The 16858-nt window shown below is 72.2% G+C and carries 16 protein-coding genes; 10 read left to right on the top strand and 6 right to left on the bottom strand.

Annotated elements, in window-relative coordinates; all coding sequences use genetic code 11:
- Positions 1–283 precede the first annotated feature (283 nt).
- The gene (locus K7C98_RS24930) at positions 284–1363 is read left to right on the top strand and encodes an STAS domain-containing protein (protein WP_224194259.1); all 1080 of its coding nucleotides are present in this window, start codon (positions 284–286) and stop codon (positions 1361–1363) included.
- Positions 1364–1686: 323 nt separating this feature from the next.
- Here K7C98_RS24930 and K7C98_RS24925 read toward each other — a convergent pair whose 3' ends face one another.
- Positions 1687–2916 (bottom strand): MFS transporter, encoded by a 1230-nt coding sequence (locus K7C98_RS24925; protein WP_224194258.1) that lies wholly within the window; start codon positions 2914–2916, stop codon positions 1687–1689.
- A 453-nt stretch (positions 2917–3369) separates the two neighbouring features.
- Between K7C98_RS24925 and K7C98_RS24920 the strand changes: the two genes are divergently transcribed.
- Positions 3370–4116: a hypothetical protein gene (locus K7C98_RS24920; protein ID WP_224194257.1), complete on the top strand. Its 747-nt coding sequence runs from the start codon at positions 3370–3372 to the stop codon at positions 4114–4116.
- Between the two features lie 13 nt (positions 4117–4129).
- Here the strand turns inward: K7C98_RS24920 and K7C98_RS24915 are convergent, their stop codons facing one another.
- The gene (locus K7C98_RS24915) at positions 4130–6304 is read right to left on the bottom strand and encodes an amylo-alpha-1,6-glucosidase (protein WP_224194256.1); all 2175 of its coding nucleotides are present in this window, start codon (positions 6302–6304) and stop codon (positions 4130–4132) included.
- A gap of 3 nt (positions 6305–6307) precedes the next feature.
- On the bottom strand, positions 6308–7351 hold the full coding sequence (locus K7C98_RS24910) for a glycosyltransferase family 4 protein (RefSeq protein WP_224194255.1): 1044 nt from the start codon (positions 7349–7351) through the stop codon (positions 6308–6310).
- Positions 7352–7525: 174 nt separating this feature from the next.
- Between K7C98_RS24910 and K7C98_RS24905 the strand changes: the two genes are divergently transcribed.
- Both K7C98_RS24905 and K7C98_RS24900 read left to right on the top strand, forming a co-directional pair.
- Positions 7526–8740, top strand: a complete 1215-nt coding sequence (locus K7C98_RS24905; protein ID WP_224194254.1) for a zinc-dependent alcohol dehydrogenase — start codon at positions 7526–7528, stop codon at positions 8738–8740.
- Positions 8741–8785: 45 nt separating this feature from the next.
- Complete coding sequence (locus K7C98_RS24900; protein ID WP_224194253.1) at positions 8786–9256, top strand: hypothetical protein; 471 nt, start codon at positions 8786–8788, stop codon at positions 9254–9256.
- A 19-nt stretch (positions 9257–9275) separates the two neighbouring features.
- Here the strand turns inward: K7C98_RS24900 and K7C98_RS24895 are convergent, their stop codons facing one another.
- Together K7C98_RS24895 and K7C98_RS24890 are read right to left on the bottom strand one after the other, a co-directional pair.
- Positions 9276–10103: a hypothetical protein gene (locus tag K7C98_RS24895; protein WP_224194252.1), complete on the bottom strand. Its 828-nt coding sequence runs from the start codon at positions 10101–10103 to the stop codon at positions 9276–9278.
- A gap of 10 nt (positions 10104–10113) precedes the next feature.
- Entirely contained in the window at positions 10114–10776 is a 663-nt protein-coding gene (locus K7C98_RS24890) for a hypothetical protein (RefSeq protein ID WP_224194251.1), read from the bottom strand.
- A gap of 93 nt (positions 10777–10869) precedes the next feature.
- On the opposite strand from K7C98_RS24890, the gene K7C98_RS24885 reads away from it, so the two are divergent.
- The 6 genes from K7C98_RS24885 to cfa all read left to right on the top strand — a co-directional run bounded on the left by K7C98_RS24885 (position 10870) and on the right by cfa (position 15904).
- Positions 10870–11337, top strand: a complete 468-nt coding sequence (locus K7C98_RS24885) for a hypothetical protein (RefSeq protein ID WP_224194250.1) — start codon at positions 10870–10872, stop codon at positions 11335–11337.
- The gene (locus K7C98_RS24880) at positions 11324–12181 is read left to right on the top strand and encodes an HTTM domain-containing protein (protein ID WP_224194249.1); all 858 of its coding nucleotides are present in this window, start codon (positions 11324–11326) and stop codon (positions 12179–12181) included. Before K7C98_RS24885 ends, K7C98_RS24880 begins: the two co-directional genes overlap by 14 nt.
- 149 nt (positions 12182–12330) lie before the next feature.
- Positions 12331–13122: a fatty acid desaturase gene (locus K7C98_RS24875; protein ID WP_224194248.1), complete on the top strand. Its 792-nt coding sequence runs from the start codon at positions 12331–12333 to the stop codon at positions 13120–13122.
- Between the two features lie 7 nt (positions 13123–13129).
- On the top strand, positions 13130–13999 hold the full coding sequence (locus tag K7C98_RS24870) for an acyl-CoA desaturase (protein WP_224194247.1): 870 nt from the start codon (positions 13130–13132) through the stop codon (positions 13997–13999).
- Between the two features lie 8 nt (positions 14000–14007).
- Entirely contained in the window at positions 14008–14766 is a 759-nt protein-coding gene (locus K7C98_RS24865; RefSeq protein WP_224194246.1) for an enoyl-CoA hydratase/isomerase family protein, read from the top strand.
- A 4-nt stretch (positions 14767–14770) separates the two neighbouring features.
- Entirely contained in the window at positions 14771–15904 is a 1134-nt protein-coding gene (cfa, locus tag K7C98_RS24860; RefSeq protein ID WP_224194245.1) for a cyclopropane fatty acyl phospholipid synthase, read from the top strand.
- Positions 15905–15952: 48 nt separating this feature from the next.
- Here the strand turns inward: cfa and K7C98_RS24855 are convergent, their stop codons facing one another.
- The gene (locus tag K7C98_RS24855) at positions 15953–16612 is read right to left on the bottom strand and encodes a carbonic anhydrase family protein (RefSeq protein WP_224194244.1); all 660 of its coding nucleotides are present in this window, start codon (positions 16610–16612) and stop codon (positions 15953–15955) included.
- Between the last annotated feature and the right edge of the window lie 246 nt (positions 16613–16858).

Here is a 16858-nt window from a genome sequence, read left to right as displayed (position 1 = left end):
GGGGCTGCGAGTCGGCGAAGCGGAGTGCCGGTGAGTGGGGACATTCGTCGGGCGCGGACAGGCGCGAAAGGGGATTGAGCAATGCGCGAGGGCCGAGAGTTCGCCGGGAGAGGCCGGCGAATGCCGCTCGACGGAGCCGTGCCTACATTGTGCGGCGGCCGGCGCGGCGAGCGGCGAATGGCGTCGCAATCGCGGACGCCCGGGCTCGCGACCCCGGCGCGGCGACGCGCGCACAAATGATCCGCGCCACGGAGGTCCCCGACGGTATAAACATAGGCCCTCCATGGTCGACAACCCCAGGATCAACATCGGCTTCGACATCGAGTGGGACCTGCGACGCGGCCTGAACCTGTGGGCCGGAGTGCCGACGCTGAGCATGTGGATCTCGACGTCGGTGGCGGGCCTGATGTCGGGCCTGTGCACGATGGTCGGGGTGGAGCGCTTCAACCTGTGCCTGCAGCTCGGCGGGCAGCAGAGCGTCGACGGCGATTGGGGCGTCGTCAGCAGCGCGCCGACGTTCGAGGAGGGGCTCAAGCGGATGGAGAGCATCGCCTGGCCGGCGGGCTGGGGCCGCTGGGAGCTGCTGCGGCTCGACCGCGCGGGCCAGGAGGCCTACTACCGCGTGACCAACGGATGGGAGGCGCTGTACCAGCGGGCGCTGGGGGTCAACTGGGGCTGCGCGATGGTGGCCGGCAAGCTGGCCGGGCTGACCGCGCGGCTGTTCGAGACGCCGTGCTGGGCCGAACAGACCAGCTTCGCGGCGACGGGCGCCGACTACGATGAATTCGTGGTGCGGCCGACCGACACGCCGCTCGAGGCGCGCATGCAACAATTGCTCGCGGCCGGGCAGGCGACGAGCGCCGACCTGGCGGTGGCGCTGCAGCGGGTCAAGACGGAGGTCGAGGAGCGGGCGCGCTCGGAGCAGCAGCTGCGCGAGAAGCTGCTGCTGATCCAGGAGCAGGAGCAGGCGCTGCGCACGTTGTCGGCGCCGATCCTGCAGGTGTGGAGCGGGGTGCTGGCAGTGCCGGTGATGGGCAGCCTCGACGAGAGCAGCGCGGCGGCGCTGATGGACCGCCTGCTGCACGCGATCGAGGGCAGCGCGACACAGCACGTGATCCTCGACCTGACGGCGGTCGACCTGGTCGACACGACGACGGCCGAGCAATTGCTCCGCATCGTCCGCGCGGTCGGGCTGCTCGGGGCGAAGGTGGTGGTGACGGGGATCCGCCCTGCGGTGTCGCAAACGCTCGTGTCGCTCGGCGTCGACCTCGGCAGGCTGACGACCCTGCGCAACCTCGAAGAGGGGCTCCGCGCGTGCCTCGGGGCGTCGGCAGGGCCGAACGTGGCGGCGAGACGCGGGTAGCGGCGGCGCTCACCGGGGGCGAGAAGGCCCAGGCGCGCGGCTGCGCGGGCTTGCGGCCGGCGGTGGTGAGGGCCAAGATGGTAGGCTCTCGCGGCGTCCCGAACGGCAATGCCGCGGACGGCGCCCAAAGTGGTAGGGCGGACCTCCTTCGCGTGCTCCGATTCCCGATTGACGCCACACGGTCCACGCCGCCGGGTCGCCGCGAGAGCGATCAGCGGCGAGGCTCGGCGGTGCGGTGATTCAGCGATTCGTGCGATGAATGGAGCGTCTGACGATTCTTGACACTCGCGCGCGGCCCCGATTCGTCGAGCGCGGCGGTCCGATCATTGCGGCGACGGGCCGCGCGTGCGCACGAGCAGGGCGAGCAGGGCCCAGGCGAGCAGGCCGGCGCCGGCGCCGAACCATCCGGCGCCGGCGGGGGCGAGCACGGCGTCGGCGACGATGGCCCCGAGCAGGCCGCCGAGGCACTGGGCGATCGTGTGGCCCATGAGGTCGATGGCGGCGAGACGGCCGAGGAGGGCGTTGGGGGTGAGCAGCTGAATGCGCGTGGTGGAGGTGACCCAGGTGGCGCCCATGCCGAGGCCCCACAGGACGGAGGCGAGGATGAGGAGGGCGGGGGCGTCGACGACGGTGAACAGGGCGACGGCCGCGAGGGTGACGCCGGTGGCGAGGTGGAGGCCGAAGACGGTGCCGCGCAGGCGCGTGAAGCGAGCCCACAGCAGCGGGCCGACGCCGGAGCCGAGGCCGCGCACGCCGTGCATGAGGCCGAGCGTGACGGCGACGTCGGCGGCGCTCTCGGTGGCGGCGACGGCGTGCAGCAGGACCCACGCGCCGCCGTTGGCGAGGGCGACGGGGATCTTGGCGAGGGCGGCCTGCAGGGCCGGCGGGTCGCGCCAGGTGCGACGCCAGGCGGCGAGGAAGTCCGGCGCGACGACCGAGGCCGAGGCGTCGCCGCTGGTGGTGCGCTCGCCCGGGCGCAGGCGCGGCAAGCTGGCGAACAGCAGGGCGGCGACGACGAAGGTGGCGGCGTCGATCGCGAGGGCGCCGCGCGGGCCGACGAAGGCGGTGACGAGGCCGCCGGCGGCGACGCCGAGCGCGAAGATGGCGCTCCAGGTGGCGCCGAGGAGGGCGTTGGCGGCCCCGAGCTGGGCGGGCGGGACGAGCTGCGGCAGCGCGGCGCTGGCGGCCGGATCGGTGAAGGCCGACAGGGCCATGCGCACGAACACGAGGCCGGCGAGGACGGTCGCGCCGGTGCCTTCGCCGCCGACGACGGCGATCATGACGAGGACGACGAGCGCGCGCAGGAGGCTGCCGGCGACGAGGATCGATCGGCGATCGCGGCCGTCGACGAGCCGGCCGGCGAACGGGGCCAGCAGGGCCCGCGGCAAGGTGTGGGCGACGAGCACGGCGGCGACGCCGTAGAGACCTGTACTTTCGGACAGGGCGAGGGTGCCGACGGCGACGTAGGTGAACCAGTCGCCGAACAACGAGACGGCGAGGGCGAGCCACAGGCGCCGGAATTCTCGGTTGGCGAGCAGGCCCGGCGCGGACATCGGGCGATGATACGCGAGCGTGGCAGCCCGGGGGCGCGAAGCGACAGCCGGGGCGCGTGCGCTGGGCCGCATGCGCGCGGCGAAACACGGGCGCGGCCGCGAGTCACGGCGAGGTCGGCGCGAGCGGCGAGGGCGCGGAGAGCGGGTCGCGCGGCCGAGTCGGCGTGGCCCAGCGCCGCGCCGGGCGAGGTCGCCCAGGCGTAGATCCAGCTCGCGGGTGGAGATGGACCGCCGAGGAGGCGCTGTGCCTGGGGGAGGGGTGGGCGATCGGACATGTCATGACGAGCATGACTGAAAGGGCATGGCCGATCGGGCATGCCCTTTCGGTCCTGTCGCCCGTGCCGGGGCTCGGGCGCTTGCGCGCTCCTCAGCCGCACGGCCTCGCCGCGCGCGCTGTTTTGCACGTCGGATGCGCCTCGAGCGGCCGCGATCGGGAACGGGTAGACTCCGGGAATGCACTACTACATTCGCCTGAATTTTGTGCTCCTCGGCGCCCTCGCGGCCGCGTGCGGCGAGAAGGGTGTCGACACCGACGGCACCGTGACCGACACGACGTCCCCCGATCCGCCCGGCACGGACGGCGGACCCACCACCGGCACCACGACGGATACGGACGGCACCACCGCGCCGACCACCGGCGAGTCCGCCTGCGTCGATCCTTCGGTCACCGACATCGGGCCGGCGGTCGACGTCACCCTGCGCAACAACGGCGCCACGCGGCTGTTCATCAACCTCGACCTCAACTGCTCGCCCATCCTGCCGTTCGGGCTGCGCGACGCGAACGACGTCGCGGTCAGGATCGACAAGGACGTCTGCGAGAACAGCTGCGACGAGATCCTGTCCGGCGGGTGCGGTTGCCCGTCCGGCTGCGGCCCCAGCGACGTGCTCCAGCTCGAGCCCGGCGGCACCTTCGCCAGCAAGTGGAGCGGACGCGTCTGGACCGACGTCACCTTGCCGGCCGAGTGCCCGGAGGGCGGCTGCGCCCCGGAGTGCGCCGCCGCGACCCAGGCCCCGGCGGGCACGTACACGGTGGTCGCGCGTGCCCACGATGCGGTGGTCGACTGCGAACCGTGCACTTGCGTCCCGGGACCCGAAGGCAGCTGCGTGATCGACGGCGGCACGGCCATGGGCAACGAGGTCGTCGGCGAGCAAGCGCTGGCGTACCCGATGCAGACCGGGCTCGAGGTCGTGTTCGAGTGAGCGCGGCGCTGTATTACTTGATGCCGACGATCTCGACCGGGCCGCGACGGCCGATGATGTGGATGCCGACGTCTTCGGGGTGGCGGTGGAGGGCGAGGTCGACGGTGCCGGCGCCGACGCGGAGGTTGCGGATCGAGATCCGCTCGAGCGCGGGCGGGAGCGCCGAGCGGAGGAAGCGGACGCGGCCCTCGGCGCCCTCGACGGTCATGCCGAGGGCCGCCTGCAGCAACAGCAGCGGAGTGGTGGCGGCCCACGCCTGCGGCGAGCAGGCGACCGGGTAGTTGGTCGGGCCGGCGCCGGGGCGGCGGGTGAAGCCGCAGAACAGCTCGGGCAGGCGGCTGAGCTCGGAGTGCTGGGTGGCCTCGAACAGCCCCTGCATGACGCGCAGGACGTGGTCGGTGAGGTTGTAGCGCGACAGGCCGAGGGCGATAAGGCCGTTGTCGTGGGGCCAGATCGAGCCGTTGTGGTAGGACATCGGGTTGTAGCGCCGCTCGCGGGTGCTGACGGTGCGGATGCCCCAGCCGGAGAACATGTCCTCGGCGAGCAGGCGGTCGGCGAGCCGGCGCGCGCGCTCGGGCAGGACGATGCCGCTGAACAGGCACTGGCCGGCGTTCGAGGTGCGCACGCGACACGGCCGCTTGGCGCCGTCGAGCGCGAGCGCGTAGCCCTCGAGCTCCTCGCACCAGAACGCCTCGTCGAAGCGGGCGCGCAGGCGTTCGGCGCGGGCGCGCAAGATCCGGGCGCGGCCGTCGTCGCCGAGCAGCTCGGCCAGGCGCGCCCCGCCCTCGCAGGCGGCGTAGACGTAGCCCTGGACCTCGCACAGCGCGATCGGGCCCTCGGCCGGGCTGCCGTCGGCGTGAAAGATCGCGTCGTGCGAGTCCTTCCAGCCCTGGTGCAGCAGGCCGTGCTCGGACCTGCGGCCGTACTCGACGAACCCGTCGCCGTCGAGGTCGCCGTAGCGCTCGATCCACATCAGGGCGCGCTCGATCTGCGGCCACAGCTCGGCGATCGTGGCGCCGTCGCCGGTGTGCTCGTGGTACGCGGCGGCGAGGACGACGAACAGCGGGGTCGAGTCGACGCTGCCGTAGTAGCGGCGGAACGGGATCTCGCCGAGCGCGGCCATCTCGCCGCTGCGGATCTCGTGGATGATCTTGCCGGGCTCGGCGTCGGCGGCCGGGTCCATGCGGTCGGCCTGGGTGGCGGCGAGGAAGCGCAGGACGCCGCGCGCGAGGTCGGGGCTGACCCACAAGGCGGCGAGGGCGGTGATGATCGCGTCGCGCCCGAACGGGGTCGAGAACCACGGCACGCCGGCGTATGGATAGAGGCCCGAGGGGGTGCGCGTGATCATCATGCGCAGGTCGGCGAGCGAGCGGCAGATCCAGTCGTCGAACTGCTCGCTCGAGCTGTCGACGGTGCAGTCGTGGACGGCGAACCCGCGCAGCACCCCGACCGCCTCGGCGCGGGCGGCGTCGAAGCTCGGGGGCACGGCGGGCGCGTCGTCGCCGACCTCGCAGGCGACGGTCAGGTGGATCTCGCGGGTGGCCATGGAAGCGAGGTGCAGGCGGTAGAGCACGCGGTCGGGCGCGCAGACCTGGGGCGCGGGGTCGAAGGCCAGCCGGGTGCGTCGCTCGAGCCCGTCGAGGCCGGTGTAGGCGAGGACGACGGAGCTGTCTGAAAGTTCAGGTGACTTAATGGTGCCGCGCCGGTCTCGCCGGGTGCCGCGGACCTCGAACACGTCGGCGAAGTCGGCGGCGAAGGCGACCTCGAGGTCGATCTCGACGGCGGACGGCCCGTAGTTGGTGATCTGGATCCGCTCGTGGCAGGCGGCCTGCCACAAGAACTTCTCGCGCGCGACGTGCAGCGTGCCGTGGTGGACGAGCAGCTCGCCGCCGGGCGGGAGGTCGGGGTTCATCATGTCGACGACGAACACGATGTTGTCGTCGCCGACGGTCGAGCTCAGCAGCGGCAGCGGCTGACCCTCGAGGCGCAGGCGCAGCGCGGACAGGAAGCGGGCGCCGTCGTGGTAGAGGCCCTGCGCGCCGAGGACGCCCCACGGGCGGATGTCGCCGAAGCGGTCGAACACGGCGAAGGTGTCGCCCTGCTTGAGCACGCGCGCGCCGCTCAAGGTGAGCGAGGCGGTTGCGAGGATCTGGAACCGATCCTCTTCGTCTTCCGCGGGTCTGGTCATTGCTCAGGCGGCCACGGGACCGCGGTCCTCCGCGAGCGCACCATAGAGGCGCAGGTACTCGCGGGCCATGCGCTCGGCGCTGAAGCGTCGTTCGAACCGCTCGCGGCAGCGTCGACGATCGAGCTCCGCCGCGCGCGCCGTCGCCGCCACGGCGGCCTCGACCGAGTCGACGCAATAGCCGGTGACGCCCTCGTCGACGACCTCGGGCACGGAGCCGCAGCGGAATGCGACGACCGGCGTGCCGCACGCCATGGCCTCGATCATCGCCAGGCCGAACGGCTCGGGCCAGTCGACGGGGAACAGCAGACAGCGGGCCTTGCCGAGGAAGGCGCCCTTGTCGGCCTCGCCGATCTCGCCGACGTACTCGACCAGCGGATCGGCGAACAGATCGGCGATCTCGCGCTCGTAGTAGGCGCGCTCGGGGCGGTCGATCTTGGCGGCGACCCGCAGGCGCATGCCGAGCCGGCGGGCGATCGCCACCGCCCGGTCGACCCGCTTCTCCGGCGAGACCCGGCCGATGAACGCGAGGTAGTCGTCGGGCTCGGGCTCGAAGCGGTAGAGGTCGAGCGGGAGGCCGTGGTAGACGTTGCCGACGAACTGCGCCTGCGGCAGCGGGCGGCGCTGGGCCAGCGAGATCGAGACCACCGGCATGTCGGCGAACTCGTCGTAGACGGCCTGATATTCGCGGATGTCGAGGCGGCCGTGCAGCGTGGTCAGCTGCCTCAGGCCGAGCGCCCGGCACAGCGGGAAATGCAGGTAGTCGATGTGGAAGTGGACGACGTCGAACTCGCGGGCGCGCCGGGCGACGCGCTCGAGCAGCCGCATGGTCGGGGCCCGCGGGTCCGGGCGACGCGGGTCGAGCCGCAGGGCCCGCTCGCAGATCGGGTCGAGCTCGGCGCGCGTGCACGAGTCGCCGGAGGCGAACAGCGTGACATCGGCCCCCGCGCGCACGAGCTCCTCGGTCAGATAGGAGACGACCCGCTCGGTGCCGCCGTACTTGTGGGGCGGCACGCTCTCCTGCAGCGGTGCCACTTGCGCGATGCGCATGCGCGACCTCCGAACCCCGCGACGACGGGGCGGGGGCAGGCTAGCGCGATTCGTCGCTCCGGCAACCGGCGCGGGCGTCGGCGGCAGAGCGGGCTGAACGGACGCGCCGGCGCTCCGCGTCACGCGAGTGACGGGGCGGGTTGCCGTCGCCGCAAGACGTCGCATATGCCCGCCATGCGAGCCGTCGTGTTCCGAGACGTGGGTGACATCCGACTCGAGGATGTCGCCGAACCAAAGCTGCGCGAGCCGACCGATGCGATCGTCCGCCTGACCGCCAGCGCGATCTGCGGCACCGATCTTCACATGATCCGCGGCAGCATGCCCGGCATGAAGAAGGGGACGATCCTCGGCCACGAGGGCGTCGGCGTGATCGAGGCGCTCGGCAAGGAGGTCCGCAACTTCAAGGTCGGCGACCGGGTGGTGATCCCGTCGACGATCGCCTGCGGCTATTGCTCGTACTGCCGCGCGGGGTACTTCGCCCAGTGCGACAGCGCCAATCCCCACGGGCCGCAGGCGGGCACCGCGTTCTTCGGCGGACCGGCGGAGACGGGGCCGTTCCAGGGCCTGCAGGCCGAGATGGCCCGGATCCCGTTCGCGGCGGTCAACCTGGTGAAGCTGCCCCAGCAGGTCACCGACGACCAGGCGCTGCTGCTGTCGGACATCTTCCCGACCGGCTACATGGCCGCCGAATACGCCGAGATCAAGGACGGCGACACGGTGGTGGTGTTCGGCTGCGGGCCGGTCGGTCAGTTCGCGATCCTCAGCGCCAAGCTGATGGGCGCGGGCCGGATCTTCGCGGTCGACAACGAGCCGTCGCGCCTGGCGATGGCGCAGTCGCAAGGCGCCGAGATCATCAACTTCGACGTCGACCACCCGGTCCAGACGCTGCGCACGCTGACCGGCGGGATCGGCCCCGACCGCGCGATCGATGCCGTCGGCGTCGACGCCTGCCACGCGCACCGCGGGGCCGCCCGCGCCGAGGCCGAGCGCAAGTACGACCAACACTCCCGCGAGATCGAGGAGGTCGCGCCGCACGCGAAGCCCGACGGCGAGCACTGGCACCCGGGCGACGCGCCGTCGCAGGCGCTCGAGTGGGCGGTCGAGGCGCTGGCGAAGGCCGGGACGCTGTCGATCGTCGGCGTGTACCCGCAGACCGCCCGCTTCTTCCCGATCGGCCAGGCGATGAACAAGAACCTGACGGTGAAGATGGGCAATTGCCACCACCGCAAGTACATCCCCAAATTGCTCGACCTGGTCCGCAGCGGCACCGTCGACCCGCTGCAATTCATCACCCGCGTCGAGCCGCTCAGCGACGTGATCGCGGCCTACAAGGCGTTCGACCTGCGCCAGCCCGGCTGGCTCAAGGTCGAGCTGCGGCCTGCCGGCTGAGGGATCGAGGTGAGGGGCATGCGGCGCTGCGCGCTGGCTGTCGGTGTGGCCGCTTGGCTGGCGCCGGACGTGGCGATCGCCGCGCCGCCCTCCGAGCAGGAGATGGTGCGCCCCGACAGCGAGGGGCCGCCGCCTCCGACCGCGCCGACGCCGATGGTCGCGGTGACGCCGCCCGACCTGCTGCCGCCGGTGGTCCCCGAGCACGTGTGGCGAGCGCAGCGGCGCAAGACGAAGATCCAGGCCGGGGTGGCGTGGACGTTCGCCGGCCTCGGGCTGGTCGGCACGGCGATCCCGCTGGTGGTGCTCGGGACCTGCGGCGACACGCACTCCGGCAGCTACGTGCGCGACTGCCCCGAGCGCCGCGCCTCGCTGATCGCGGCGCCGATCTTCGCCGCGCTCGCGGTGGCGGCGCTCATCCCGGCGGCGATCTACACCGACCGGTTGATGTATCAGCGCCGGCCGGAGCGGGCGCCGCAGCTCGGCCTGGGGCCCGGCGGGCTGGTGCTGCGATTCTGAGGTGCGATGATTCGCCGCGCTATTCGACGATGACTTCGTCGATGAGCTCGTCGCAGAACACGGCGTCGAAGGGGCCGGCGATCGCGCCCTCCAACTTGCCGAGGAGGCGCGGGGGGTCGGCGGGGTCGAACTCGTCCCAGTTGCCGGCGAGCGCCTCGATGACGACGGAGTCGGGGCGCGTGGCGGAGACGTGCTGGTTCTTGTCGGAGATCTGGAGGGACGCCCCCCAGGTGCCGATCCAGCCGCCCTCGTTGAACGGGTCGGTGCTCACGCCGCCGTGGAGAATCGCGCCGGTGCCGCCGATCGTCACCTCGACCTCGACGGCAGGGTCGGCCTCGGGCGAGACGAACAGGAGCCGCGGCTCGAAGGCGGCGCCGCTGAAGCCGATCCACCCGAAATAGGCCCGCTGGGCGGTGAAGGGGCCGAGCTGGGAGGTGCCGCTCACCATCGTGCCGGGCGGGGCGTCGAGGACGCAGCCGTGGAGGTCGGGGCCGCCGGGCACGAACATGTCGAGCTTCATGCCGGTGGTGCCCGGCTCGACGGTGGTGCCGGCCGAGTCGTCGCCGCCGGTCGTGGTCCCCGTGGTGGGCAGCGGCGGCGCGTCGGTGGTCGGCTCGACGGTGGTGGGCACGGGGGTGGTGGTCGGCTCGCTCGTGGTGGGCACGGCGGTGGTGCCCGGGCTGGTGGTGGTGCCCGGGCTGGCGGTGGTGCCGGGGCTGGCGGTGGTGCCGGGTGGTGCGTCGCTGGTGCTCGGACTGGTGCTGTCGGTCTCGGTGTCGCCGAGCGGACGATCGGTGCAGGCGGTGAGGACGAGGGAAATGATGAGTCGTGGGTAGCGTGCGCGCATGAATCCTCGATCAGTCGGGGATAAGGCTCAGGAAGATGTCGTCGCAGTAGACTGCGTCGAAGGTGCCGTGGATGTCGCCGACGAGGGTGCCGACGAGCCGCGGGGGATCGGCGGGATCGTAGTCGTGCCAGGTGCCGGCGAACTCGCTGAGGGTGACGGTGGGCGGGAGCTGCGAAGCGGCGGCCATGCCGTCGGCATAGACGCCGCCTTCGAGCGTCCACGTGCCGAGCCAGCCGTCCTTCGTGGGGCCGCTGGCGAGCTCTCCGTAGAAGATTGGGCCGCTCCGCCCGTCGTGGTGCTCGATCTCGACGACCGCGTCGGCCTCCGGCGAGAGGAACAGCAGGAGCACGCGCCCGCCCTGACTCCGATCGAAGTAGGCGCGCCGGGCGACGAAGGGGCCGAGCTCGCTGTTGCCGACGACCAGGGTGCCCGGCGGGGGCGCGTCGGGGCGGCAAAAGCGAATGCTCAGCGGATCGGTCGGCGGCAGGTCGAACTTCGGGGGGCGCGGATCTTCGGTGGTCGTGCCGGTGGTCGTGGTCGGGGCGGGGAGCGTGGTCGCGGGGGCGGGCACGTCGAGCGCCGCCGAGGTGTCGCTGCCGTCGCTGCCGCCATACGGGGCCGGCGTGCACGCGAGGGCGAGCGGGAGGGGCAGCAGCGCGCGCGGAAGGGACATGCTCTCGAGCCTGGCACAAGAAGACGGTGGCCGGCGACCGGGCGAGCCGTCGGCTCGCCCGGGGAAGTCGCGGAATTTGTTAGGGTCGAACCAATGACGACGACGGCGAGGCGGGCCCGGGCGCGAGCGATCGTGTTCGTCGTGGTCGCGGCGTTGCTGTTCCTGATGCCGGCGTACCGCCAGGTGTTCGGGCTGCGCAGCCGCTTCGTGCGCGACTGGGAGCTGTTCAACGAGGTCGGCGTCGGGCTGGTGGTCGCGGAGTTCGCGGTCCGCGGCGCCGACGGGCGCGAGGCGGCGATCGATCGCTACGCGGCCCTGGGGCGCCCCGATCGCGCCGCGGCGCCGCGGTGGGTGCGCTCGATGCAGGGCGAGGCGGGGCTCGTGCGCGTGGCCGGCGAGCTGTGCAAGCGCCTCGGGCCGGTCGACCTGCGGGCGCGGGCCAGCATCGCCACGATGGCCGGCTGGGTGCCGCTGCACGCCGGCGAACACGACCTGTGCCAGCCGCTGCCCCCACGACCGCCGGTGGCGGGGGCGCGACCGCGAGGCCATGAAGACCGGTGACGCGCAGCCGCTGCGGGCGATCGATCGCCTGGTCGCGTGGGCCGCCGCCGAGGGCTCGACGGTGCCGATGGCGCTGATCCGGATCGGCCTCGCGCTGCTGCTGTGGGCCCGCTGGGGCGCGGACATGGTGTTCGTCCACGCCACCGGGGCGCCCGCGCTGGCGCTGTCGGCGGGCTTCTTCGCGGCGACGGGGCTGATGCTGGTCGGGCTGTGGACGCGCGCGGCGACGGCGACGGCGGCGCTGGTGGTGGCGACGATGTACTTCGCGCTCGGGGCGGCAGGCGGCCGCACGGAGTGGATCCACCACCACCACTTCTTGCTGATGTCGGCGACGGTGCTGTGCGCGCTGACGCCGTGCGGGCGGTCGCTGTCGGTCGATCGCCGGCGGGCGCTGAGGCGGGCGCAGCGGTGCAGGACGCCGGCGCCGGCCGAGCGCGGGCCGCTGCTGGGGCTGCGGCTGATGACGGCGCAGCTGTCGGCGGTCTACCTGTGGAGCGCGATCGACAAGTGCGAGCCGGGGTTCCTCGGCGGGGCACGGCTCGAGCAGATCGCCGGCTTCTACTACTTCGGATCGGACCTGCCTCTCGGGACAGCTCTGACGATCGCCTCGGCGACGGCGGCGGTGACCGTGGTCGCGCTCGAGTTCGGGCTGGCGATCGGGGTATGGCGACCCCGCTGGCACCGGCGCCTGCTCCCGCTCGGGGTGGCGTTCCACGCCGGGCTGTACGTGCTGCTGCCGGTGGCGACGTTCTCGGCGACGATGGTGCTGCTGTACCTGGCGGCGATCGAGCCGGCGGCGGTGCACCGGGTGGTCGCCCGACTCGCCCCGGGGGCGGACGAATGATGTGTTCGATCGGTCATGCTCGAACGGGCATGTTTGCACGGACATGTCCGGGGCGAGGGACGTCGCAAGTCCTGCACGGCGGACGCGGGCGTGGCGACGGTTTTGCCGGCGTTGACGGCCCGGGCGGCGCCTGATAAAGGATCTGCGCGGTGCTCGAGGTCCTCCTTCTCTGCGTCGGGTTCGGCTGGCTGGCCAACATCAGCATCAGCGTCTACGCCCACCGCGCGCTGGCGCACCGGGCCGTGGCGCTGCATCCGGCGCCGGCGCACGTGTTCCGCTTCCTCATCTTCCTGACCACGGGCACGCGGGTGCGCGCGTGGGTGGCGGTCCATCGCAAGCACCACGCGCACGTCGACCGCGAGGGCGACCCGCACTCGCCGGTGGTCCACGGGATCGCGGCGATCTTCTTCGCCGGGTACCGCTATTACTTCCGCGAGAGCACGAACCCGTCCACGCTGCAGCGGTTCGGCCACGATTGCCCGGACGACTGGATCGAGCGCAACCTCTACGAGGGCCGCAGCAACCTCGGGCTGGCGCTGCTGGCCGCGATCTACGTCGGGCTGCTGGGCCCGGGGCTGGGGCTGCTCGGGTTCGTGCTGCAGCTGATGTGGATGCCGCTGTGCGCCGGGGTGATCAACGGGCTCGGGCACCACGCGGGCTACCGCAATCACGAGACCCGCGACTCGAGCCGCAACGTGACGCCGCTGGCGCTGGTGATCGCGGGCGAGGAGCTGCACAACAACCACCACCGGTTCCCGCGCTCGGCCAAGTTCTCGACCCGCTGGTGGGAGTTCGACGTCGGCTGGGCGCTCATCCGCACGCTGGCGGCGTTCGGGCTGGCGCGCGAGCTGTACGTGTACGACCGCAAGTGGCGGCCGGGGGCGCCGCTGCCGGCGGTGCGACCGGTCGAGGCGGCGTCGCTGGAGGTCGCGGGGGGCTGAGGCGGGGATGCACACGGGGCACACCAAGGGCTCGCTGCCGCTGTCGCAGCTGTCGTGGTCGGCGGCGGTGTTCTACCTGCTGGTGCACGCGCTGTGCCTCGGGGTGGTGTGGACGGGGCTGTCGTGGTCGACGTTCGCGCTGTTCGCCGGCTGCTTCGCGGCGCGGATGTTCGCCCTGACGGTCGGGTTCCACCGCTACTTCGCCCACCGGGCGTTCAAGACGTCGCGGTGGTTCCAGCTGGCGCTGGCGCTGCTCGGCAGCACGACGCTGCAGGGCGGGGTGATCTGGTGGGCCGAGACGCACCGCCGCCACCACCGCAACGCCGACACCAGCCGCGACCTGCACTCGCCGCATTTCCAGGGCTTCTTCTATTCACATTACCTGTGGTTCCTCGATCGCCGCAATCGCGTGACCCACCACGAGGCGATCCCCGACCTGGCGCGCTACCCCGAATTGCGCTGGCTCGACACCTGGCACTTCGTGCCGTTCGCGGCGCTCTGCGCCGGGCTGTGGTGGTTCCGCGGGTGGGAGGGCGTGCTGTGGGGCGGGCTGCTGCCGACGGTGCTGATCTGGGAGATCACGCACTGGGTGCAGTCGTTCAGCCACGCGTGGGGCGGCTACCGCCGCTACGAATGCGCCGACCTGAGCCGCAACCACTGGCCGCTCGGGGTGCTGGCGCTCGGGGAGTTCCACAACAATCACCACCGCTTCTCGTCGTCGGCCCGCCAGGGCCACGTGTGGTGGGAGCTCGACGTCGGCTGGTACGTGCTGCGGCTGTGGGCCGCGCTCGGGCTGGTGTGGGACCTGAAGACGCCGGCCAACCTGTCGCAAGGGACATCCGGCGCGAGCGACGAGCACGGGGAGTCGATCCTATGAAGTGGAGCGTGGAACGCAGCGAGGGCGCCGTGGTCGTGACGATGCGCTCGAACCCGGTCAACCGCATGAACCCGGCGTTCTTCGACGACCTGCACGAGGCGTTCGACGTCGTCGAGCGCGACCACCCGGCGCTGCCGCTGGTGCTGACGGCCGAGGGCAAGACGTTCTCGGCCGGGCTCGACTTCGAGGACGTGTTCCCGCGGTTCGCCCGCAACGACATGGACGAGCTGCAGGGCTGGTTCGACCGCTTCCGCGGCAGCCTGCTGCGGGTGTTCGCGCTGCCGCGGCGCACGGTCGCGGCGCTCAACGGCAACGCGTTCGCGGGCGGGCTGATCCTGGCGCTCGCGTGCGACGTGCGGCTCGGGACGCTCGGGCGAGCGCGCTTCGCCATCAACGAGGTGCCGGTCGGGATCCCGATGCCGTGGACGTATATCGAGATGGTGCGCTACGCGATCGGCACGCCGGCGACCGCCGAGATGACGCTGTCGGGCCAGGTCTACGACGTCCCGGCGGCGCAGCGGCTGGGGATCCTCCACCGCGTGGTCGCGCCGGAGCACCTGCTGGGCGAGGCGCTGGTCGAGGCGCGGCGGATCGGGGTCGACAGCGCGTCGGCCTACGCGGCCAGCAAGCAGGCGCTGCAGCAGCCGACGATCGCGGCGATCGCCGCCCACCCGGAGCTCGACCGCATGGCGATGCAGGTGGTGATGAACCCCGACAGCGTGCGCGCCCAGGCGGCCGCGCTGGCGGCGCTGAAGAGGCGAGACTGACGGCGTGGGCAGCCTCGACAGCGCGGCGCAGCGGGCGGTCGTGCGGGCGCTGGGGCGCGCCGGGGCGCGCGTGGGCGGACCTGACCCATGGGACATCCACGTGCACGACCCGCGGTTCTGGCGGCGCGTGGCGCTCGGCGGCTCGCTGGCGCTCGGCGACAGCTACATGGACGGCTGGTGGGACTGCGCGGCGATCGACGAATTGACGGCGCGGGTGCTGGCGACCAGCGGCGACGAGCAGGTGCTCGACTGGCGCACGGCGGCGCTGGCGACGGCGTCGCGGCTGCTCAACCTGCAGACGATCGGGCGCTCGAGCCAGGTGGCCGAGGTCCACTACGACCTCGACACCGAGCTGTTCGCGGCGATGCTCGGGCCGACGATGGCGTACTCGTGCGCCTACTGGAAGGCGGCCGCCGACCTCGACGCGGCCCAGCGGGCCAAGTTCGAGCTGGTGTGCGCCAAGCTGTACCTCGGGACAGGTGAGAAGCTGCTCGACATCGGCTGCGGCTGGGGCGGGCTGGTGCGCCACGCGATCGCCACGCGAGGGGCGCGGGCGGTCGGGATCACGGTGTCGGCGCCGCAGCGCGACTGGGCGGCCGAACACGACGAGGGCCACGGCGGCGACTACCACACGCTCGACTGGCGCGACCGCAGGGTCGCGGCGCTGGGGCCGTTCGACAAGATCGCCAGCGTGGGGATGTTCGAGCACGTCGGCCACCGCAACTACCGCGCGTTCTTCGCGACGGCCCACCGCCTGCTGCGCGACGACGGCCTGCTCCTCCTGCACACGATCGGCAACGAGCACGGCCGCACCGACGCGTGGCTCAATCGCCACATCTTCCCCAACGGGGCGCTGCCGGCCACGGCCGACATCAGCGAGGCGGTGCGCGGGCTGTTCGTGATCGAGGACTGGCACAACCTCCGCGCCGACTACGACCCGACGATCATGGCCTGGCACGCGAACTTCATGCGCCACGCCGAGTCGCGCGGGTCGGCGATGCCGACGCGGTTCCGCCGGATGTGGAGCTATTACCTGCAGACGATGGCCGGCTCGTTCCGCGCCGGCTGTCGCAATCAGTTGTGGCAGATCGCGCTGTCGAAGCGGGGGGTCCGCGGCGGGTATCGATCGATCCGCTGAGGACTCCGCGTCGAGGGCGTTTTCCGCCGAACCGAAGGGCGCCGCGGGTCAGGCGATCAGGGCGAAGTTTCGCAGGACGTAGCGGCGCATCAGCGGCTGGACGATGCGGCTCGCCTCGGGGTCGAGCTTGAGCGGGCCGGGTCCCTCGATGTTCTGGGGCGAGCGCAGGACGATCCACGTGACGTACTCCTCGTTGTCGCCGGTGGTCCGCGAGCCCTCGTAGCGGAAGTAGGCGCGCTCGGTGGGCAGGTAGATCGAGGGGTCGACCTCGTAGGTCTGGCGGGCCCCGCCGGCCCTGGCGTCGAAGTGATGGCGCAGCCACGGGCCCAGGGCCTGCGCCGGGGCGGCCTTGGCGGCCTTGGGCGTGAGCATGACGGCGACGATCAGGTAGGCCGAGGGGTACTCGTCGGGGTACTCGGGGATCTCGTGCACGAGGTGCAGCTCGAGGTCGGCGGTCACGCCGTCGATGCGGTGCTCGCCGGGGGCGTGGTAGTGGAGCTTGCGCAGCGGGCACTCCATGCCGTCGAACACGACGCGGCAGCCGGGGCCCGCGCGGTCGAGCACGAACTCCTCGCCCTCGAGCACGCCGCTGACCTTGGTGTATTGAAAATCGATCGGCTTGAGCTCGGGCGCGTAATAGCTCTTCAGGGTCTGGAGTTTGATCGGCGACTGCTGGGTGCGCTGCGGAGTGACGACGGGTGCTGGCATGACCGGTCCGGATAGCGCGCCTCGGCGGCTCGGCAAGCGCCGCGTGCGAGGCCACGAGGCAGGCCGCGTGCGCCGGGGGACGGCCGCGGGCGGGAACGGAACAGGGCGAACTCGAGCGGGCCGGAGCGGGGTGAGGAACGGTGATTGGCTGCACCGGGGCGCGGCGCCCTGTGAGCAATCAATGTCGTGACCCTGCTTCGTCGTATTCGTCACGGTAGAGCGCGGCGGACCGCCAGGGCGATATCG

Origin of the sequence: Nannocystis pusilla, from assembly GCF_020073745.1 — a bacterium.
In the GTDB taxonomy this organism is placed as follows: Bacteria; Myxococcota_A; Polyangia; order Nannocystales; family Nannocystaceae; genus Nannocystis; species Nannocystis radixulma.
This window is presented reverse-complemented; position numbering and strand designations above follow the sequence as displayed.